The following is an 18,756-nucleotide window of genomic DNA, read 5'->3' as shown; positions in this document are numbered from 1 at the left end:
GTGATTTTGTTGGTCTTCATTCGATTGAAAAACAGCAAATCCGCATCAATTGACGCGGATTGTTTCATTTTACCTCTACCCAACGGCATCGAATATTCTTAAGTATAGACAAATACAGGCTAATACCTGATGGATATTAGGGATTGAGGGTCGCACATAAATATGACGAATGAAGCGGATTTTGCTGCGTGGCAGAAAAAGGTTGAGGGAACGAATATTTCCTCCACGACGCTTTTGGCGACCGATTATCTGAATCACTTCAACGAAATCGTCATGTTGCTCGAAATGGTCCCTGACATGCCTGACATGATCGAGGATTGCAAAGAGTGGGCGCCCAAAAGCTATCAGGATCATTTCCGCGATAGCGCGTTTTCCGACAAAGAACTGGCGATTGAGGCCTATGATCATGTGCCCAGCCGGTTCCGTGATCCGTTTGAAGAAACCATCAATCACCTCAATACGATTGTCGGCCACGCCAATACGCAGCTTGATGCGATCATTGCTGAGGGCAACGAAGAACTGCTGCGTGAAACCGCCAATGCGGTCACCAAGTCGCTGCAAAGGTTCATGGATGTTGCCAGTGGGATTATCCACGGATCGGCCAAAACCATGAGCCAGGACGAAATCGACGCTGCACTGGATTTGTAACTTTCACGGTTCCCCAAAAAATCACATAGAAGACAAAACAAAACCGGGGCCACTGATGCCGCCCCGGTTTGCTTGATGTGTCTTGTTTCGGTGTCAATCGAGCCTAATTGGCCATATCGGCCAATTCACTATCCAAACGTTTGATTTCCGATTGCAGTAGCGGCAAGACGTCTTGACGGGCCGTGGCAACGATTGTTGTCATTTTTTCCATGGCTTTGCGGGCATAGCCATTTGCATTCTGCTGCATGAACAAAATGGTCATCTGTGCTTCGATATCGCCATAAAAGCGGCGCACACCGGTCAGAACTTTTGGGTTCACCTCAAGCGTGCGGTCGGAATAGCGCATGGTTTGCCAAACCATATCGTCGAGTTTGTGGGCTTCGCGCGGTGCTAGCGTTTGGGCGTGCCACGTCATCGGGGCCTCTGGATAATCGGCGATCCATGTTTCGACCTTTTCGATATTGTCGCCAAACTCAGCTTCGAGCGATTTTTCCAGGTTGCTGACATCGGACATCGTCTGATACCGATCAAAGTCAACGGCGATCTGAAAACCAGCAAAACTTGCCAGATACACACCGATTACCGTGGATGCCAAAATGACGCATTGGGTGAGCCAAAACTCGATGTTCGGGCGACCACTTACGCTTAGGAAGCGGAAGGGGAAAAGAAATCCACGCATGGGTATCAGTCTTTCGTGGTTGTGAGGCTAAATTTACGGCCTTCCTCACGCGCGCTTTCCGGGATTTCGCCGGTACGCACAAGGAAGTCTTCGAAGGCTTCATCCAGGTCGACAGGTTCGCCCATCGGAAGGTCTTGGTCGCGGGCCATTTTATACAGCCGGTCAACTCGGTCCTGCGGGTGCGGGTGGGTTGCCAGATAATCCATGACACTGTGCCCGCCCTGCATGTTGCCGAGCTTTTCAAACGTTCGGGCAACTTCACCAACATGGCCGTATTTCGCCATCAGGATTTTGAGGCTCCAATTATCGGCGTCAAGTTCCTGACTGCGCGAATAATCAAGGTCGGTCAGCAATTTTGGCCAGCCGGCAATCCAGGTGGTTAAAACCGCATCGGTCTGAAACATCATGGCTGACAGGGCAACACCGACAACTTCGCGGCCCAATCCTTCAAGGTGATCGCGCCCGTTGTAATGGCCGATTTCATGACCAAGGATCGACAGCAGTTCATTTTCACTTTCGACCAGATCAATCATGCCCGTATGAACAAGGATCAATCCGCCGGGAAGGGCCGCCGCATTTGGTGTCGGATCGGGAACGATCACGACGTCAAAATCATAGGCCGCCGCCGGACCAAGGGCCGCCTTGGGGATCGAGTTGATCAGATCGACCAGATAGTTTTCCGCCAAACTGCGGTCGTCTGCGGTGCGATGATGGTTGATCAGCTCGGGTTCAAGCTGCGACCAGATGGCAACTTCGTCCTCGACCGAGATTTCATGGCTGGCCCATTCGACCAACAGGCCGCTGGCCGCATAAATTCCCCAGCAAATCAGAAGAAATGCTGTGCTTGCCGACAGGAATTCGACGAGCAGGTTACGGTGGCTGATATTAACCCCGTCATCGGGCAGGGCGGATGGAAAGCCGCCCTTTGGTCGATGATCGGTATAAAGGGCGGTGCCAGACACAATCATTTCGATCATGCCGCGACTTAGTTGTGCGGAATCAAACCGAATACCGATAATATGGCTGGCACCCTTGGCGTTGGTGCGCAGGCGCAACATGGCCTCGCGTTTGGCGCGGGTTATTGATGCTTCATGCGCACTAAGGCGCCCACCGACAAAAATGCGCAAGCGGGCCAGAAGATTGCGAAAACGATCTTCGGCAATCACGACTTTGCCGGTTACCATGGCAGTGTCGTGCAGTTTTATGTCACCGGGAATGTTGCTTCCTGAATCAAGAACCTGTCGGGGCAGTAACGACTCATCGCGTTTTAATGCGCGGTCATGTACCCCATCGGCCACGCGGCCGGTCAGATAGGCAATTCCGATCAGGATGGTCAGCAAAATTCCCGGAAGAATGACTTCTTCCATTTTTGGGAATCCTAACCGTTATTTCAGGCGAACAGCGGTGCCATAGGCGAAGATTTCAGCCGCTTTATAGGCAACCTGTGACGTGGCAAAATGCACATCAACAACGGCATCTGCATCAAGCTTTTTGGCCTGTTCGAGCATGCGGCTGGTGGCTTCGCTCTGCGCGTCGTCGAGAAGACGGGTATAGGAGCGTACTTCACCGCCAAACAGGTTTTTGAATGCGGCAAAAATATCAAACAGGAAGTTGCGGCTTCTGACCGAACTGCCAAAAACAATGCCAAGGTTTTCGGAAGCTTCGCGTCCGGGGATATAGGAAACGGTGACGGCGGGCATAGGTGCCGTTGAATTTTTGGTGGTGCTCATGTGTTTGCTCGTATTTTAAATTTTGATTTTTTGTGCGCTGCATTTTACAGCGCGGGCAATAGAGCGATATTTGATCGATTTTGCAAGTCATTATCAATTATGCAGAGCTGATATGCAGTGCTGATTTAAGAGCAAAACACTTTGACTTGATGGGAGTGCGGCGTAAATTTTAAGCGCCTTGCACGTTTGGAACAGGCGATATTCGTTATTCGGCAATTGACAGTGCGCGGGGGGGCTCTTATTCCAACATCATGACAAATATGCTTGCCATTGCGATTGCCCAGCTCAACCCGATTGTCGGTGATGTAACCGGGAACCGGGACAAGGTTGTGGCGGCCTGGGAAACTGCTGCTGATCAGAGCGCGGATATCGTTTTGTATTCTGAACTGGTTCTGTCGGGCTATCCGCCCGAGGATCTGGTGATGAAGCCTGCGTTCATGCGTCATCTGCGCGATGCGGTGGATGTAATTTGCGCCCATACGGCCAAACGTGAGAATGGTCCGGCGTTGCTGTTGACCACACCATGGGACATTGACGGCACACGCTTTAATGCAGTTCTTCTGATCGAGCAGGGCAAGATTGTTGATGTTCGGGCCAAACAGGACCTGCCGAACTATGGCGTGTTTGATGAAAAGCGCGTCTTTGCCGCAGGCCCGATGCCCGAGCCGATTTCGTTTAAGGGCGTCAAAATTGGTGTGCCAATCTGTGAAGATGTCTGGACGCCCAATGTGGTGGCCCATCTTGCCAAGGCGGGAGCCGAGATTTTCCTTGTGCCCAACGGATCACCGTTTGAAGCCGATAAGGGTGGACTGCGCCGCCAACTGATTGCAGACCGCGTCGGTGAAACCGGCGCGCCGATGATCTATTGCAACGAAGTGGGCGGTCAGGACGAGCTGGTTTTTGATGGCGGGTCGTTTGGGCTTAATGGCGATGGATCGCTTGGCGTGGCTTTGCCGTGCTTTGCCGAGGGGGTTGTCACATCAAACTGGATCAAGGGCGATGACGATACATGGGCCTGTGCGTCCGACGCACCGAAGGCCGCACACCCGACCGGCCTTGATGCGATTTATCAGACCCTTGTTCTGGGACTTCGTGATTACGTCAATAAAAATGGTTTTCCCGGCGTTGTCATCGGTATGTCGGGCGGGATCGACAGTGCGTTGTCGGCCGCGGTTGCGGTTGATGCGCTGGGATCGGATCGCGTGCGGCTGGTGATGATGCCGTCACCTTATACCTCGGCTGATAGCCTTGAGGATGCAGAGCTGTGTGCTGGTATGCTGCGAACCGGGATCGAAAGTATTAATATCGGTCCGGCAATGGGCGCGTTTGAGCAAATGCTGGCCCCTGCATTTGAGGGACGTGAACCTGATATTGCCGAAGAAAACATTCAGGCCCGGTCGCGCGGGATGATCCTGATGGCGATTTCAAACAAGTTTGGCCACATGGTGCTGACCACCGGTAATAAGTCGGAAATGTCGGTCGGCTATGCGACACTGTATGGCGACATGTGCGGTGGCTATTCTGTTTTGAAAGACCTTTATAAAACGACCGTGTTTGACCTGTGCCATTGGCGCAATGAAAACACGCCGGCTGGTGCGATGGGCCCGGATGGTATGGTGATCCCCGAACGGATCATTACCAAGCCGCCCTCGGCTGAATTGCGGCCGGACCAAAAAGACGAAGACAGCCTGCCGCCTTATGATGTTCTTGATGATATTTTGCATCAGATGATTGAAGGTGAGCGGTCTGTACGCGATATCGTGGATAGCGGTCATGACGAGGCGACTGTGCGCCGGGTTTGGCGATTGCTCGATCGGGCGGAATATAAACGCCGTCAGGCCCCGCCGGGGGTCAAGATCACGCCGCGGGCCTTTGGCCGTGATAGACGCTATCCTATTACAAATGGTTTCACGAACCTCGTGACCTGAACCACTTGAACTGAAAAGTTTGAAATGACAAAACCTGTCCTGCGATTTGCACCCAGCCCGACCGGGCTTCTTCATGTCGGGAACGCCCGTGTTGCCCTGATGAACTGGCTTTATGCCCGGAAATCAGGCGGCGAATTCATCCTGCGGTTTGATGACACCGATCCGGTTCGCTCCAAGGACGAATATGTCGATGCCATCCGCGAAGACCTTACGTGGCTTGGCATTGATTGGGACCGCGAAGAACGCCAAAGCTTGCGTCAGGATAAATACGACGCGGCGATCGCTGATCTGAAAAAGCGCGAGTTGCTCTATCCGTGTTACGAAACCGAAGGCGAACTGAACTGGAAACGCAAGGCCGCCCGCCAGCGTCATCAGGCGTTTATCTATGACCGCAAGGCATTGACGCTGAGCGATGATGAAATTGCCGCGCTGGAAGCCGAAGGCCGCAAACCGCATTGGCGTTTCATCCTGACCGACGGCATGGTCGAATGGGATGATTTGGCGCGCGGGGTTTGCTCGTTTGATACCGAACATGTGTCGGACCCGGTTTTGATCCGTGAAGACGGGTCGTTGCTTTATATGCTTGGTTCCGTGGTGGATGACCTTGAAATGGGTGTTTCCCACATCATTCGCGGCGAAGACCATGTGACCAATACCGTGTCGCAGATTTTGCTGTATCTTGCCCTTGGCGGGAAACCCGGTGCGCTTGAATTTGCCCATATGCCGCTTTTGGCGGGGCCAGGTGGGTCGCAGCTTTCCAAACGGTTGGGCAGCCTGTCGCTTCGTGAATTGCGCAATGACGGGTTTGAGGTCGAAGCATTGGTCGGTCTTTTGACCGGTCTTGGTGCGTCCGATAAAATCGAGCCGGCAAGTCTTTCTGAGGTGCTTGAGAAATTCGATCTGGATCATTACGGGCGTTCAACCCCGAAATTCGATCCGGCCGAATTGGCCAGTCTGAATGAAAAAGTCATTCATGACATGTCGTTTGAAGCCGCACGCCCCAAACTGATTACTGCAGGCATGGCAACAGCCGATGAGACGTTCTGGAACGCCGTGCGTGGCAATTGCTGGCGCGTGTCAGAGGCGCTGGAATGGTGGGACGTTATCCATCAGCCCGTGGTGCCGGAAATCGACGATAAAGATGCCGAGTTCTTGAAGCAGGCAGCTGACCTTCTGCCGGAAGGCGCGCTTGACGGGACGAGCTGGAAGTCTTGGACGACTGCGGTTAAGGATGCGACTGGTCGTAAGGGCAAGGAATTGTTCATGCCGCTGCGCAAGGCGCTGACCGCACGTGAACATGGCCCGGAAATGTCGACCATGCTGGTTCTGATTGGCGGGGATAAAGCACGTAACCGGCTGTGTGGGAAGGCGGTCTAAGCATTCTGCTTTGATCGCCGATAAATGCCTGCATTTAACCCGATACCACAGCCAAACGGACAATTATAATGAACAAGACCCTTCGTATCTTTGATACGCTCACCCGTGAAAAACAGGTGTTTGAACCGATTGACGCCAATAACGTGCGCCTCTATGTGTGCGGGCCGACGGTGTATGATTACGCCCATGTTGGTAATGCGCGCCCGGTTGTTGTGTTTGATACGCTGGTGCGTGTTTTGCGCCATATCTATCCAAATGTGACCTACGTTCGAAACGTTACCGACGTTGATGATAAAATCAACGCGCGCGCCAAAGACAGCGGCGAGACGATTTCCGACATCACCAAACGCACCCATCAGGCCTATCTTGATGATATGGGCGCTTTGAACGCGGCCAAGCCAGATATCGAGCCGCGTGCGACCGAACATATCGCTGAAATGATTGCCATGTGCGAAAGCCTGATCGAGCAGGGTTTTGCCTATGCCGCCGAAGGACATGTTCTGTTTTCGGTCGATAAGTTTGATGACTATGGCAAGCTGTCGCGCCGTGATCGTAAGGAAATGATTGCGGGTGCGCGGGTTGAAGTCGCACCGTACAAGAAAGACCCGGCAGATTTCGTGCTTTGGAAGCCGTCCGAAGACGACATTCCGGGCTGGGACAGCCCATGGGGTCGGGGCCGTCCGGGCTGGCATATTGAATGCTCGGCCATGTCGACGCGCTATCTGGGCGAGAATTTCGACATTCATGGCGGTGGTTCGGACCTTGTGTTCCCGCATCATGAAAACGAATTGGCGCAAAGCTGCTGTGCCAATCAGGGTTCGAGCTATGCCAAATACTGGATGCATAACGGCCACCTGATGGTTGAAGGTGAAAAAATGTCCAAGTCCTTGGGCAATTTCGTCACTGTGCATGAGTTGCTGGAAAGTTGGCCGGGTGAGGCGATCCGCCTTGCGATGATCGGCACTCATTATCACCAGCCGATCAACTGGACCGAGGACAACCTGCGTCAGGCCAAGGAATCGCTTGATCGGTTCTATACAGCATTACGTCAAAGTGCCGATGTAACCCCGGTCGATATGCCCGTACCGCGTCTGTTCCTTGAAGCGCTGTGTGATGACCTCAATACCCCACTGGCGATTGCCGAATTCCACAATCTGGTGACCCGGTTCAACAAGGCCGAAAAGAAATATGAGCGTGCGGAAGCCAAGGGCGAGATTCTCGCCGCGGCCAAGTTGCTTGGTATTTTGGAAGCCGACCCGGAAGATTGGTTTACCGGCAGTGCGGGCGAAGACGAAGCTGCCGAGATTGATGATCTGATCAATCAGCGGGCGGACGCCAAGAAAAACAAGGATTTCGCAACCGCTGACAAGATCCGTAATGATCTGTTGGCGCGCGGTATCCTGCTTGAAGATTTCAAGGATGGCACGAGCTGGAAACGCGTCTAGGTTTTCAGGTTGAAATTTGACCTGCCAAAGGGCCGCAGCTTCACGCTGCGGCCCTTTGTGTTTGCTATGTGATGGGTATGGACGGTTCAGGCGGCTTCGGCATCAACTGCGTCAAAGCATTCCTGCGCGGCATTCAGTCCGTTAATGGCAGCGGGGAGCCCGCCGTAAACGGCCATCTGCCATATGGCTTCGATAATTTCGGTGCGCGAAGCCCCGGCTGCCAGTGTGTGCCGGATGTTGACCTGAAGTTGCGGGGCGGTTTGGCCGCCAAGCACGGTCAGGGCGGAAATTGTGCACAGTTGCCGGGTTTTCAGATCAAGCCCCGGTCGGGCGTAATGACGGCCATAGGCCCATTCGACAAGGCTTTCGGCAAAGTCGGGAACCAGAGTGTCATACTTTTCACCCAACTGGCCTTCAAGTGCTGGGTTCAGGGTCGCAACGATGGCACGGCCTGCATCAAGGGCGGATTTCGGGTTGGTCATTTTCGGGGTCCTTTTAATGGGGTGCCCGTCGTATCGTAACTGGCGATTTTGGCATCAAGAACGTCAAGCGTTTCGCGCAGACTGATTACCCGCTTGGCCAGTGCATCACGATAGGTTTGAAGCAAACGGCGGCGGGATTCGATGGTGATGTCACCTTCTGCGCGCAATTTGGCATACAGCACCCGGTCACGGATCGGCATGCCCAGATCCTTTAAGCGTCCCAGAAATTCAAGCCACCGCAGAACATCATCGTCATAAGACCGCCGACCACCCCTGTCGCGATGCGACGGCGGCAGAAGGCCGATCTTCTCGTAATACCGCAGGGTGTGAACAGAAAAACCGCTTTTCTCTGCCACTTCGCCAATCATCATGACGGTCACCTTTTTGGTTGGGTTTGTTCAATCCTGCATCAGGCTAGTGGCTAGAGCGTGCTCTAGGTCAAGCATTAATCTGTACTCGTCTGGTGTTGCGTCAGCAGTTGGCATTGGTACGTATTATGCAAGGCGGTTTTTGCATGTGGTTGCGTATGGGCAGATTTTTGCCCAATTCATGTGGATGATGGGTGAACAAACAGTAAGACAGGATGGACCATGTCTGAAATTGATCGTCGAACATTTCTGAAATCTGCCAGTGCGTTAAGTGCCATGGGGGCGATGATGATGCTGGGCGGGGCTGGCCCAGTCTGGGGGCAGAGCGTGGCTGGGCAAGAACGCCCTGATGTGATGCGCAAACCAATCCCGTCAACCGGCGAAGAAATCCCCGCAGTCGGAATGGGCAGCTGGATCACGTTTAATGTCGGCAATGATATGGAACTGCGCGATCAATGTGCGGATGTGATGTCGGCCTTCTTTGCTGCAGGCGGGCGCATGATCGACAGCTCGCCAATGTATGGGTCGGCTCAGGATGTGATTGGCTACGGGCTGGATAAGCTTGGTGCGCGCGATCAGGTGTTTTCGACCGACAAAATCTGGACCGCTGGCGATGGAATGGAACAGCTTTCCGAGACCGAAGCCCGCTGGAGCCTTAAAAAGTTTGACCTCTTGCAGGTGCATAACCTGTTGGGGATTAATGAAAATCTGCCACTGTTGTTCAAGCTGAAAGACCAAGGTCTTCTGCGCTATGTCGGGGTGACGACGTCACACGGACGGCGCACCGAAGATTTAATGGCGGTGATGAAAAACGAACGCCTTGATTTCGTGCAGGTGACCTACAACCCGATTGACCGCGATGTCGAGGAATACCTGTTGCCGATGGCTTATGATCGCGGCATTGCTGTAATTGTGAACCGTCCGTTTCGGGGCGGTAGCCTTGTTGAGAAACTCGAAGGTGAGCCGCTGCCGGAATTTGCCGCTGAACTTCAGGTGCAAAGCTGGGCGCAGCTGATTTTGAAATATCTGATTGCCCATCCAGCGGTGACCTGCCCGATCCCGGCCACCACCAAACCGGCGCACGCAGCCGAAAACATGCGTGCGGCGACCGGGCTTTTACCCGATGACAAAATGCGCGAACAGATCGCGGCCGTGATCGGGGTTTTAATATGAAGGGGGTACAGTCATGAGCGAATGGTGGAGCTATGGCTTGGCCGATTTCCTGCTGTTTTCGCCACGGGTGTATTTCCGGCTGTTTGAAACGATGAATACAACATGGGGGCTGGCGGTGGTATCGGCCCTTGTTGCTGGGGTCATTGCGGCGGGTTTGGCAATGCGCCATGGCCATCGCGGCAACCGGGTTATTCTGGTGGTGCTGTCGCTGATATGGGCATGGGTAAGTTACGGTTTTATGTGGCAATACTATCAACCGATCAACTGGGTTGTGCCGTATGTCCTGCCCGGGTTTGTCGCGGAGGTCGTGCTTTTGGCAGTTTTTGCCGCACGGCCGTTGCCGTTGCGGTTTGGCTGGCGTGGGGACTTTTCATCCGTGGTCGGGGCCGCGTTTATCGGCATTGCCTTGGTGGTCTATCCGTTTGTCGGGTTGTTCGAAGGACGGGACCTTATGCAGGCCGAGCTATTTGGCAGTGCAGCAGATCCAACAGCCTTCGGTACGCTTGGCTTTGTTTTGATGGCACGCGGGACCTGGCGATGGCTTTTGGTGCCGGTTCCTTTGATCTGGTGTTTGATTGCCAGTGCCACGTTGTGGGTGATGGATCAGGAAATCGCCGTCGTCCCGCTCATTGCGGTTTGGCTAACGGTCTTTTGCTGCTGGCTTGATCTTAAAAACGGGGTGACGACCCGACGGATGACGCAGGCAGAACTGGTTGAACCCACTGATTAATTACTGTGTTGTAGTGCTGTATTATCGGTTGATCAAAAGCCCGATGCCGATCATGGTGGACAAGGTGCCAAGCAGTCCGTTGAGCCATCCATAACTCAACGATCTGGCGCCACTGTCATGCGTGAGAGGGCATTCGATGTTTAAGGTTTTGTCTAGTGTCTGGGCGCTTTTGCTTGGGATCGTCCTGATCATGCTGGGCAATGGCATGCATTCGACCCTTATCGGTGTCCGTGGCGGGATCGAAAACTTTTCCTCAGCAGAACTGGCGATTGTCACATCGGCCTATTTTGCCGGATTTTTGTCGGGTGCGCGCCTGACCCCGGTGATGCTGCGCCGTGTGGGGCATGTGCGTGTTTTTGCCGCCCTTGGCAGTTTCATGTCGGCGGCACTGATTGCCTTTCCCTTATTGACGGAGCCATGGGCGTGGACGCCACTTCGCATTCTTGTCGGATTTTGCATGTCGGGCATCTATGTCACGGCGGAAAGCTGGCTTAATGATGCTGCGACCAATGAAACACGCGGTAAGGTTCTGTCGGCCTATATGATTGCGCAGACGCTGGGCATTATCGGTGCACAGGGGCTTTTGACACTGGGTGATGCAGGGACATCGGTGCTGTTCATCGGGGCCTCGATCCTTGTGTCGGTTTCTTTCGCGCCGATCCTTTTGTCGGTATCCTCGGTTCCGGTGACTGAAGCTGCGAAAGCAATGCCGTTACGCGAATTGTTTGTCGAGGCACCGCTAAGTACTGTCGGGATTTTCCTATTGGGCAGTGTGTATGCCACGCAATCAGGCATGGGGGCAGTTTTTGGCACCAAGATTGACCTGACCACAGCACAGATCGCGTTGTTTATCGGGATGCTGTTTGCGGGCGCCTTGCTGTTTCAATATCCCATCGGCTGGTTGTCGGACCGGATGGACCGGCGCAAGCTGATCTTTGGCGCGGCGTTAATGGGGGGGATATCCTGTGCACTGGGCTGGATGGCCGGCGATCAGCTTTGGCCACTGATGGCTGCGGCATTCTTTGCCGGTGGGATGACAACGCCGCTTTACGCATTATTCTTGGCCTACACCAATGATTTTCTGACGCTTGAGGAAATGCCAGCCGCGTCTGGGGCTCTGGTTCTGACCTTTGGCATTGGGGCCATTTCGGGACCGCTTGTCACCGGTTGGGCGATGCAGCAGTTTGGTCCATATGCATTCTGGTTGGTGCTTGTTGTAACGTTTGGTGCCATAGCGCTTTATGCGCTCTATCGCATGACCAAGCGCGAGGCAATGCCGGCTGATGAGACCGAAAGTTATCTGGGCGTGTTGCCAACAGCGTCACCGATGGCTGTGGAAACCGCAGGCGTGTGGGCAGCAGAACAGGCTGAAGCAGAGGCCGAAGCGGACGCTGAAACCGAAGCTGAAACCGAGAAAGAAGATCCGGCGCGGCCCTGAAGCCAACTTTATCGATTAAACAGCAACCTGATACCGACCATGGCAAAGAAAACGCCAAGTACCCCATTGATCCATCCGGCGGCACGCCGGTAAATCGAAATCGCCGGGGCGGTTGAAAAGGCTGTGGCATAGATCAGATGCATACAGGTTGAAATCATCCCACACCCGATCACGATGGCAGCCCCCACCCAAAGCGGCGCACCATGGGTAAAGCCGATTGAAATGATCGCGATCCAGGTCAGGATCGCCTTGGGATTGGTAAGATGCAGTGCCAAGCCACGCAGGTAATAGCCTTTGCGTGTGATTGGGTCGCTCACCGGAACGTCGTCGTTTGCACTTGCAGGAACGGGTTTGCGAAAGGCGGTGCGAAATGCGCGATACGACAGCCACAGCAAATAAAGCCCACCAAAAATACGAATGGCGGTCATCGCATCTGCATAGGCCGCCAAAACCGCCGACAACCCGGTCAGGGTTAAAAGCCCGATGGAAAAGGAACCCGTGCCGATGCCAAGGGCAAAGCTTTGCCCTGCAAGGCGTCCACGATCAAGTGAAACACCCATCAGTCCAAGCAAGGCTGGGCCGGGGCTGACGACGCCGACAAGTAAGGCAAGGTAGGATAGCAAAATACCGGGCAGGTATTGTGTGACTTCAGTAAACTCAGGCATGGGGGCGTTCCTGTTTGGCGGTGGTGGCAGAGAAAAGTTACTTCACCTTGAAAAGACTGTCGATGGATACAAAAAATCCCCGGTGACAAAGCCGGGGATTTTGAGTTTTGTTGTCGTCGGTGTATTACCGAACCGTCTTTCTAAATTCAGACGTTTTCGTTGGCCTCTGCATCAGCAAGAATTTCATCGCCCTGGCGGGCAATTTCGCTCAGCGCCTGTTCGAAGACTTCTGGCGGGTGGCCACCGGAAATGGCGAACTTGCCATTAACCACATAGGTCGGCACCGAACTGATGCCGGCATTGCCGAATTCTTCTTCCTCGGCGCGGACTTCTTTGGCGAATTCGTCACTCGCCAGAATTTCAGCCGCACGTTCCGGCGAAAGGCCGACTTCTTCGACCGCGCGGTTAAGTACGCCATGATCGCCCGGATTTTCGGCATCCTGGAAGTACGCCGTGAACAAGGCCATTGTCAGCGCGGTTTGTTGGCCGCTTTTGCCTTCTTTCCCTGCCCAATACAGCAGGCGGTGGGCATCAAAGGTATTGTAGATGCGGCTGTCGGAACTGAAATGGATCGGGAAGCCGACATTTTCGCTCATCATGGTGATGCGCGCACGGTTGTCGGTGCTTTGATCGGGCGTGAGGCCGTACTTTTCGGTAATATGCTCGGACAGGTCCTGACCTTCTGGCGCCATGTTCGGGTTCAGCTCATAAGGGTGCCAGCGGACTGTGATGTCAACTTGCCCATCCAGCCGCGCAACGGCTTCTTCGAGGTTTTTATAGCCGATAATGCACCATGGGCAGACCACGTCTGAAACAATGTCGATCTGCAAAGGGATGGCGTCCGTCATGAATTTTCCTTGCGTTATGAAACCGTGTGATGGTCCATCACATAATCGCTGTGACAGCAAACGCAAGAACAGATCACCCATCACATAACAGAAAAAATGTCATCTTCCTGTCGGGCGCACGTCATGGGCCGCACATAAATGATCAAAAACGGTGGTGTCGCGAGGAGAGGTGAAGCGCGTCCAATGGCGTAGGCTTGCTTAGTGGGCGTTTTCGTTTGGCTGACGGCGTGCGTGATCAACCATATATTCGGCAAAGGTTTCCAAAATGGGGCATGACCAGTCGGCACGGGTTTTTTCCCCGTCACGTTCCCATTCGCCGTACCAGCGTTGGTCAATGTCGCGGAAAATGGTGTAATGAGCAAACCGGTCCGTTGCCGTCCAGCAGTTTTTACCTGATCTTTCCCAAGTAAGCCCTGCAAGCATCATGACGTCGATGCCGGTGGTGGCTTTCAATGCCATGGCGTTTGTCCTTTGACAGTGGATGGTTACATCAATTGGTGGAGCAGCAACCAAACACTTTGCAATGTATGGTAGAGTTAAGCATTGAATTAGGAGGGGCGCAACAGTCCAAGGGGACAGGTTTGCTATCCTAAAGAGGGGTATTTTCACCGAAATGAGTGGAAAACGGCTCCGATTGTCGGATTTGCGTAATGCTGTTGCGCTGATGGCACTTTTCCGGCAATTTGCCTGACTCGCCGGGACCGGTCGGTTTCTGGATTCGAAAGACTACGATCAGTTGGAATGAATATGTCAGACAAGCGCGTCTATCTTTATGACAGTACCTTGCGTGATGGGCAGCAAACCCAGGGCGTGGATTTTTCGGCAGCGGATAAAACCGCAATTGCCAAGGCGCTGGACGAATTGTCGATTGACTATATTGAAGGCGGTTGGCCCGGCGCCAATCCAACGGACGATGCATTCTTTGCCAATCCGCCGAAATTGAAAAATTCAAAGCTGACGGCCTTTGGCATGACGCGCCGTGCCGGTCGGTCGGCATCGAATGATCCGGGGCTTGCGTCTTTGGCGCAGAATGCATCGATTGTCTGCATGGTCGGGAAAAGCTGGGATTTTCAAGTGACCGAGGCTTTGGGCATCGAACTTGATGAAAACCTTGCGATGATTGCGGATTCCATCGCGCATCTGAAAACCAAAGTGTCCGAAGTGATGTTCGATGCCGAGCATTTCTTTGATGGTTATAAAGCCAACCGCGACTATGCGTTATCCGCGGTCAAGGCAGCCTATGAGGCCGGGGCACGATGGGTTGTTTTGTGTGACACCAATGGTGGCACGCTGCCCGACGAGATTTTTGACATCGTCACCGATGTTTGCAGCCAGATCCCTGGTGCCCACGTTGGTATTCATTGCCACAATGATACAGAAAACGCGGTGGCCAATTCACTGGCCGCCGTCCGTGCCGGCGCGCGTCAAGTGCAGGGGACGTTGAATGGATTGGGGGAACGGTGTGGCAATGCCAACCTGATTTCGATCATTCCGACCCTGATGCTTAAAATGGGATTTGATGTTGGTGTTTCCAAAGATCAACTGACCCAGTTGCGCCGGATTTCCCATATTCTTGATGAACGTCTGAACCGTGAACCGACCCGGCAAGCAGCCTATGTTGGCGACAGTGCTTTTGCCCATAAGGGCGGGTTGCATGTGTCCGCGGTGGAAAAGAACCCGGCTTGTTACGAGCATGTCGAACCTGAACTGGTTGGCAATCAGCGCCATATTCTGGTGTCGGATCAAGCAGGGCGGTCAAACATTCTGGCCCGGTTCCGTGAAATCGGGGTGGATGTCGATCCGAAATCCGAAGCGGTCGGCAAGCTGGTTGAAAATGTCAAACAGCGCGAATTTGATGGCTATGCCTATGACGGGGCGGAGGCAAGCTTTGAGCTTCTGGCGCGCAAAGCCATGGGCGAGCTTGACCGGTATTTCCGCGTCACATCGTTTCGTGTGATTGATGAACGGCGCTGGGGCGATGAGCAGGACGAACAGGTCATCACCATGTCCGAAGCAACCGTAAAGGTCGTTGTTGGGGATGATCAGTTCATGTCGGTCGCCGAGGGGAACGGTCCGGTCAACGCCCTTGATGCAGCCCTGCGTAAGGTGCTTTTGACGGTGCCGGAATATCGGGATGCGGTCGAACAAATCGAACTGATTGACTATAAGGTCCGCATTATAACGCGCGGTGATGGTACGCGTGCGGTAACGCGTGTGATGATCGAAAGCCGCGATGCGGAAGGCAACAATTGGGCCACTGTTGGCGTTTCGACCAACATTATCGAGGCGTCCTATAACGCATTGCGTGATTCAATTACCTATAAGCTGTTTAAGTCCGGCGTGCGCAGCCAGCACGGCTAAGACGTTCGCTCAAGACAGATGGTCTCTTTTAAACGGCTGGGCAGGTTTTCTGTCTGGCCGTTTTGCTGTTTTGGGGACGAGTGGCGGCGCAAAGGATGCTGGCGTTGCCAGTTGGCTTTTGCTAAAGAAACGCCAATATTGACCGAATGTCGGTACCCAGACTTTCTTTGACCACCGGAGAAACCACGCGATGAGCGACGCCCGAGGTGCTGCTATTCCCGAAACGGGTGGCATTGCCAATCCGCCAGTGATCATTCTGATTGAACCGCAGCTTGGCGATAATATCGGCAAGGCCGCGCGCGCGATGCTCAATTGCGGGCTGGTTGATCTGCGGCTGGTGCGTCCCCGCGATGGCTGGCCCAATGAACGCGCAACCGCGAATGCGGCCGGTGCAGACATCGTGATCGACAATGCCAAGGTGTTTGAGCGCGACGAAGATGCGGTTGCCGATTTAAACCGGGTCTATGTGACCACCGCGCGCACCCGCGATGCAATCAAGCCGGTCTTTACGCCCAAGGGGCTGGCACCCGAGCTGCGCAGCGTTGTCGCCAAGGGTGAAAAGGTTGGCGTGTTGTTTGGGCCGGAACGGACAGGGGTGCGCAACGAACATATTGCGATGGCCGATGCGGTCGTCACCGTGCCGTTGAACCCCGGCTTTACGTCGCTTAACCTTGCTCAGGCGGTTTTATTGATCGGGTATGAATGGTGGCAGGCTGGTGTTGACGTGCCCGATTATCAGATGCTGATGAATGATACGTTCCCGGCCACCAAGGAAGATCTGGAGCGGCTGTTTGTTCATCTTGAACACGAACTTTATGAGTCCGGGTTTTACCGTGTTGAAGCCAAGCGTCCCAATATGGCGCGCAACATCCGCAATATTTTTAACCGGTCCAACCTGACCCATCAGGAAGTCCAGACCCTGCGCGGGATGATTGTTGCGATGCGCGGTGGAAAGTACAAACCAGAAGATTGATCTGTGCTGTTGTGTCAGCACGTAGAAAAATTGCCAAAATAAAACACCCGGCCTACGTGGCCGGGTGTCTTCGTCTGGGGGCTTTGCAACAGGTTAAAGCCGCGCAGTGCCAGACGATTTAGCAGCGTGATCAGGTACGGCCAATCAGCCCGGCAGAAGGACGGTATCGACCACATGGATCACACCGTTGGACTGCATGACATTGGCAATGGTGACTTTTGACCACTGGCCTTTGGCATCGACGATATAAAGTGCACCGTCTTTCATCTCGGCGGTAATCGTGCCGCCCGATGCGGTGGTCATTTTATACATCCCGCCCATGGCCTTGGTTTTTTCCATCAGGTCGGCTGCGGTCATGGTGCCCGGAACCACGTGATAGGTCAGAACATTGGTCAGGGTCGCCTTGTTTTCCGGTTTCAGCAGGGTTTCAACCGTGCCAGCAGGAAGTTTGTCAAAGGCGGCATTGGTTGGTGCAAAGACGGTGAACGGCCCGGCACTTGCCAGAGTGTCAACCAGACCAGCCGCCTTAACCGCGGCAACCAGGGTTGTGTGATCTGCGGAATTTACCGCATTCTCAACAATGTTTTTGGACGGATACATCGGGGCACCCCCGACCATTACGGTCTTTTCGCCCGACATTGAGCTTTCAGATTTCATGTCATTGGCGCATGCACCCAGTGTCAGTGCAATCGTAGAAGCGGCAAATACCATCATGGATTTCTTAATCATGTAAAACGTGTCCTTGTCAGTCTGCCTGCGTGGTGCATTGTTTTTATCGGCGCACTTTTGCCACGCAACCCGGTTTTCAAATTCGATCCCAAGAGCGGATTTCGTATTGATCATTCCTGTTTTTGTGCGCGTTACGGGCGAAGGTACGCACAAGGTCGCCATCGGGTTTCAGCAGGGATGATGTTTTTTTGCCAAAGGGTTATGCAAAGGCCGTTGGCCAATTGCGCGAACAGGCGATGTCGGGCATACCTATGCCGTCAGGCAAAGCGGCACAGACCGGCAGAAATGCAGGGCTTGGATGCGGTGATTAATGTTTGACTCTTGGTCAATCATCTCTATATTGCGCCTCACTTCCGAGAAAGTGGGTCGAAACAGGTGTTTTCGTCCCCGTTCCGTATGTCCTGCTGTTAAAGCGTTTGGGGTTACGGAAACTATCGGGACAATAAAGTGATCTTAAAAAAGAGAGTTATCAAATGTCGAAACGTATTGCTGCAAAGCATAAGATTGACCGCCGCCTTGGTGTGAACCTTTGGGGCCGTGCAAAATCGCCGCTGAACAAGCGCGAATATGCACCGGGCATGCACGGCGCAACCCGCCGTAAAAAACCGACCGATTTCGGTATCCAGCTGTTCGCCAAACAGCAGCTCAAAGGCTACTACGGCTCCATCTCTGAAAAACAGTTTCTGCGTTACTTCAAAGAAGCATCGCGTCGTCCGGGTGATACCTCCGAAACCCTCGTTGGTATTCTTGAACAGCGCCTTGATGCCGTGATCTACCGCATGAAATTCGTTCCGACCGTTTTTGCTGCGCGTCAGTTCGTTAACCACGGCCACATTCTTGTCAATGGCAAGAAAGTAACCATTCCGTCATTCCTCGTTAAAGAAGGTGACGTTGTTGAAGTCAAACAGGCTTCACGTGAAATCCCGATGGTTATCGAAGCTGCGACCCTGAACGAACGTGACGTTCCGGAATATCTCGACGTTGACGCGAAGGCCTTCAAAGGCACCTTCGTTCGCGTACCGAAATTCGCGGAAATTCCTTACCCGGTTCAGATGCAGCCGAACTTGGTCATCGAATTCTACTCGCGTTAATCCTTACCGGATTTCGCGACGATCCATACGAAACGCCCGCTGGAAACAGCGGGCGTTTTTGTTTGTCTAAAGGGTCGGCGTCTTAGACCAT

At 53.6% G+C, this 18,756-nt stretch carries 19 protein-coding genes; 10 read left to right on the top strand and 9 right to left on the bottom strand.

The genetic code is table 11. The annotated features are described in order from the left end of the window. Positions 1-162: 162 nt before the first annotated feature. Entirely contained in the window at positions 163-648 is a 486-nt protein-coding gene (locus AMM48_RS19675) for a hypothetical protein (protein WP_102785461.1), read from the top strand. Between the two features lie 103 nt (positions 649-751). Here the strand turns inward: AMM48_RS19675 and AMM48_RS19670 are convergent, their stop codons facing one another. The 3 genes from AMM48_RS19670 to AMM48_RS19660 are packed head-to-tail and all read right to left on the bottom strand — an operon-like array spanning position 752 to position 3,057. Beyond that, entirely contained in the window at positions 752-1,327 is a 576-nt protein-coding gene (locus tag AMM48_RS19670) for a hypothetical protein (RefSeq protein ID WP_102785460.1), read from the bottom strand. A 5-nt stretch (positions 1,328-1,332) separates the two neighbouring features. Then, positions 1,333-2,694, bottom strand: a complete 1,362-nt coding sequence (locus AMM48_RS19665) for a M48 family metallopeptidase (protein WP_102785459.1) — start codon at positions 2,692-2,694, stop codon at positions 1,333-1,335. Between the two features lie 18 nt (positions 2,695-2,712). Continuing rightward, entirely contained in the window at positions 2,713-3,057 is a 345-nt protein-coding gene (locus AMM48_RS19660) for a YbjQ family protein (protein ID WP_101301946.1), read from the bottom strand. 251 nt (positions 3,058-3,308) lie between these two features. Between AMM48_RS19660 and AMM48_RS19655 the strand changes: the two genes are divergently transcribed. From AMM48_RS19655 to cysS, 3 genes are all read left to right on the top strand, one after another. Continuing rightward, a complete protein-coding gene (locus AMM48_RS19655; RefSeq protein ID WP_102785458.1) occupies positions 3,309-4,985 on the top strand; it encodes an NAD+ synthase in 1,677 nt (558 codons plus the stop codon). Positions 4,986-5,009: 24 nt separating this feature from the next. Then, a complete protein-coding gene (gene gltX, locus AMM48_RS19650) occupies positions 5,010-6,362 on the top strand; it encodes a glutamate--tRNA ligase (RefSeq protein WP_022734031.1) in 1,353 nt (450 codons plus the stop codon). A 68-nt stretch (positions 6,363-6,430) separates the two neighbouring features. Further along, positions 6,431-7,807: a cysteine--tRNA ligase gene (cysS, locus tag AMM48_RS19645; RefSeq protein WP_102785457.1), complete on the top strand. Its 1,377-nt coding sequence runs from the start codon at positions 6,431-6,433 to the stop codon at positions 7,805-7,807. A gap of 86 nt (positions 7,808-7,893) precedes the next feature. Here cysS and AMM48_RS19640 read toward each other — a convergent pair whose 3' ends face one another. Together AMM48_RS19640 and AMM48_RS19635 are read right to left on the bottom strand one after the other, a co-directional pair. Continuing rightward, positions 7,894-8,289, bottom strand: a complete 396-nt coding sequence (locus tag AMM48_RS19640; protein WP_102785456.1) for a carboxymuconolactone decarboxylase family protein — start codon at positions 8,287-8,289, stop codon at positions 7,894-7,896. Further along, positions 8,286-8,660, bottom strand: coding sequence for a MerR family transcriptional regulator (locus AMM48_RS19635; RefSeq protein ID WP_102785455.1), 375 nt, complete (start codon positions 8,658-8,660; stop codon positions 8,286-8,288). Before AMM48_RS19635 ends, AMM48_RS19640 begins: the two co-directional genes overlap by 4 nt. Positions 8,661-8,879: 219 nt before the next feature. On the opposite strand from AMM48_RS19635, the gene AMM48_RS19630 reads away from it, so the two are divergent. The 3 genes from AMM48_RS19630 (at position 8,880) to AMM48_RS19620 (ending at position 11,998) form a co-directional block, all read left to right on the top strand. Beyond that, a complete protein-coding gene (locus AMM48_RS19630; protein WP_102785454.1) occupies positions 8,880-9,830 on the top strand; it encodes an aldo/keto reductase in 951 nt (316 codons plus the stop codon). A gap of 13 nt (positions 9,831-9,843) precedes the next feature. Further along, on the top strand, positions 9,844-10,560 hold the full coding sequence (locus AMM48_RS19625) for a DUF6064 family protein (protein ID WP_102785453.1): 717 nt from the start codon (positions 9,844-9,846) through the stop codon (positions 10,558-10,560). Positions 10,561-10,696: 136 nt separating this feature from the next. Further along, on the top strand, positions 10,697-11,998 hold the full coding sequence (locus tag AMM48_RS19620) for an MFS transporter (RefSeq protein ID WP_102785452.1): 1,302 nt from the start codon (positions 10,697-10,699) through the stop codon (positions 11,996-11,998). A gap of 8 nt (positions 11,999-12,006) precedes the next feature. Here the strand turns inward: AMM48_RS19620 and AMM48_RS19615 are convergent, their stop codons facing one another. The 3 genes from AMM48_RS19615 to AMM48_RS19605 form a co-directional block, all read right to left on the bottom strand. Further along, a complete protein-coding gene (locus AMM48_RS19615; protein ID WP_102785451.1) occupies positions 12,007-12,663 on the bottom strand; it encodes a LysE family translocator in 657 nt (218 codons plus the stop codon). Positions 12,664-12,809: 146 nt separating this feature from the next. Then, on the bottom strand, positions 12,810-13,511 hold the full coding sequence (locus tag AMM48_RS19610; RefSeq protein WP_102785450.1) for a DsbA family oxidoreductase: 702 nt from the start codon (positions 13,509-13,511) through the stop codon (positions 12,810-12,812). A 198-nt stretch (positions 13,512-13,709) separates the two neighbouring features. Continuing rightward, a complete protein-coding gene (locus tag AMM48_RS19605) occupies positions 13,710-13,970 on the bottom strand; it encodes a hypothetical protein (protein ID WP_022734021.1) in 261 nt (86 codons plus the stop codon). Positions 13,971-14,258: 288 nt separating this feature from the next. Between AMM48_RS19605 and cimA the strand changes: the two genes are divergently transcribed. Together cimA and AMM48_RS19595 are read left to right on the top strand one after the other, a co-directional pair. Next, on the top strand, positions 14,259-15,872 hold the full coding sequence (gene cimA / locus AMM48_RS19600; RefSeq protein ID WP_244271321.1) for a citramalate synthase: 1,614 nt from the start codon (positions 14,259-14,261) through the stop codon (positions 15,870-15,872). Positions 15,873-16,062: 190 nt separating this feature from the next. Further along, positions 16,063-16,845 (top strand): RNA methyltransferase, encoded by a 783-nt coding sequence (locus AMM48_RS19595; RefSeq protein WP_101301976.1) that lies wholly within the window; start codon positions 16,063-16,065, stop codon positions 16,843-16,845. Between the two features lie 144 nt (positions 16,846-16,989). On the opposite strand, the gene AMM48_RS19590 is transcribed toward AMM48_RS19595, so the two are convergent. After that, entirely contained in the window at positions 16,990-17,574 is a 585-nt protein-coding gene (locus AMM48_RS19590) for a fasciclin domain-containing protein (RefSeq protein ID WP_102785543.1), read from the bottom strand. Positions 17,575-18,047: 473 nt separating this feature from the next. On the opposite strand from AMM48_RS19590, the gene rpsD reads away from it, so the two are divergent. After that, positions 18,048-18,665 (top strand): 30S ribosomal protein S4, encoded by a 618-nt coding sequence (rpsD, locus tag AMM48_RS19585; RefSeq protein ID WP_022731823.1) that lies wholly within the window; start codon positions 18,048-18,050, stop codon positions 18,663-18,665. Positions 18,666-18,756 lie beyond the last annotated feature (91 nt).

The sequence above is a fragment of the Thalassospira sp. GB04J01 genome (assembly GCF_000751115.1).
Lineage (GTDB): Bacteria > Pseudomonadota > Alphaproteobacteria > Rhodospirillales > Thalassospiraceae > Thalassospira > Thalassospira lucentensis.
Note: the sequence above shows the minus strand (reverse complement) of the source record. Positions and strands in the feature narration are given on the sequence as shown.

Excerpts from the sequence above, each read along its gene's own strand:
- AMM48_RS19640 (WP_102785456.1), bottom strand. The coding sequence starts at position 8,289 with ATGACCAACCCGAAATCCGCCCTTGATGCAGGCCGTGCCATCGTTGCG.
- AMM48_RS19675 (WP_102785461.1), top strand. The coding sequence starts at position 163 with ATGACGAATGAAGCGGATTTTGCTGCGTGGCAGAAAAAGGTTGAGGGA.
- rpsD (WP_022731823.1), top strand. The coding sequence starts at position 18,048 with ATGTCGAAACGTATTGCTGCAAAGCATAAGATTGACCGCCGCCTTGGT.
- AMM48_RS19615 (WP_102785451.1), bottom strand. The coding sequence starts at position 12,663 with ATGCCTGAGTTTACTGAAGTCACACAATACCTGCCCGGTATTTTGCTA.
- AMM48_RS19590 (WP_102785543.1), bottom strand. The coding sequence starts at position 17,574 with ATGATTAAGAAATCCATGATGGTATTTGCCGCTTCTACGATTGCACTG.
- gltX (WP_022734031.1), top strand. The coding sequence starts at position 5,010 with ATGACAAAACCTGTCCTGCGATTTGCACCCAGCCCGACCGGGCTTCTT.
- cimA (WP_244271321.1), top strand. The coding sequence starts at position 14,259 with ATGTCAGACAAGCGCGTCTATCTTTATGACAGTACCTTGCGTGATGGG.
- AMM48_RS19665 (WP_102785459.1), bottom strand. The coding sequence starts at position 2,694 with ATGGAAGAAGTCATTCTTCCGGGAATTTTGCTGACCATCCTGATCGGA.
- AMM48_RS19625 (WP_102785453.1), top strand. The coding sequence starts at position 9,844 with ATGAGCGAATGGTGGAGCTATGGCTTGGCCGATTTCCTGCTGTTTTCG.
- AMM48_RS19670 (WP_102785460.1), bottom strand. The coding sequence starts at position 1,327 with ATGCGTGGATTTCTTTTCCCCTTCCGCTTCCTAAGCGTAAGTGGTCGC.
- AMM48_RS19605 (WP_022734021.1), bottom strand. The coding sequence starts at position 13,970 with ATGGCATTGAAAGCCACCACCGGCATCGACGTCATGATGCTTGCAGGG.
- AMM48_RS19635 (WP_102785455.1), bottom strand. The coding sequence starts at position 8,660 with ATGATGATTGGCGAAGTGGCAGAGAAAAGCGGTTTTTCTGTTCACACC.
- AMM48_RS19595 (WP_101301976.1), top strand. The coding sequence starts at position 16,063 with ATGAGCGACGCCCGAGGTGCTGCTATTCCCGAAACGGGTGGCATTGCC.
- AMM48_RS19660 (WP_101301946.1), bottom strand. The coding sequence starts at position 3,057 with ATGAGCACCACCAAAAATTCAACGGCACCTATGCCCGCCGTCACCGTT.
- AMM48_RS19620 (WP_102785452.1), top strand. The coding sequence starts at position 10,697 with ATGTTTAAGGTTTTGTCTAGTGTCTGGGCGCTTTTGCTTGGGATCGTC.
- AMM48_RS19610 (WP_102785450.1), bottom strand. The coding sequence starts at position 13,511 with ATGACGGACGCCATCCCTTTGCAGATCGACATTGTTTCAGACGTGGTC.
- AMM48_RS19655 (WP_102785458.1), top strand. The coding sequence starts at position 3,309 with ATGACAAATATGCTTGCCATTGCGATTGCCCAGCTCAACCCGATTGTC.
- AMM48_RS19630 (WP_102785454.1), top strand. The coding sequence starts at position 8,880 with ATGTCTGAAATTGATCGTCGAACATTTCTGAAATCTGCCAGTGCGTTA.
- cysS (WP_102785457.1), top strand. The coding sequence starts at position 6,431 with ATGAACAAGACCCTTCGTATCTTTGATACGCTCACCCGTGAAAAACAG.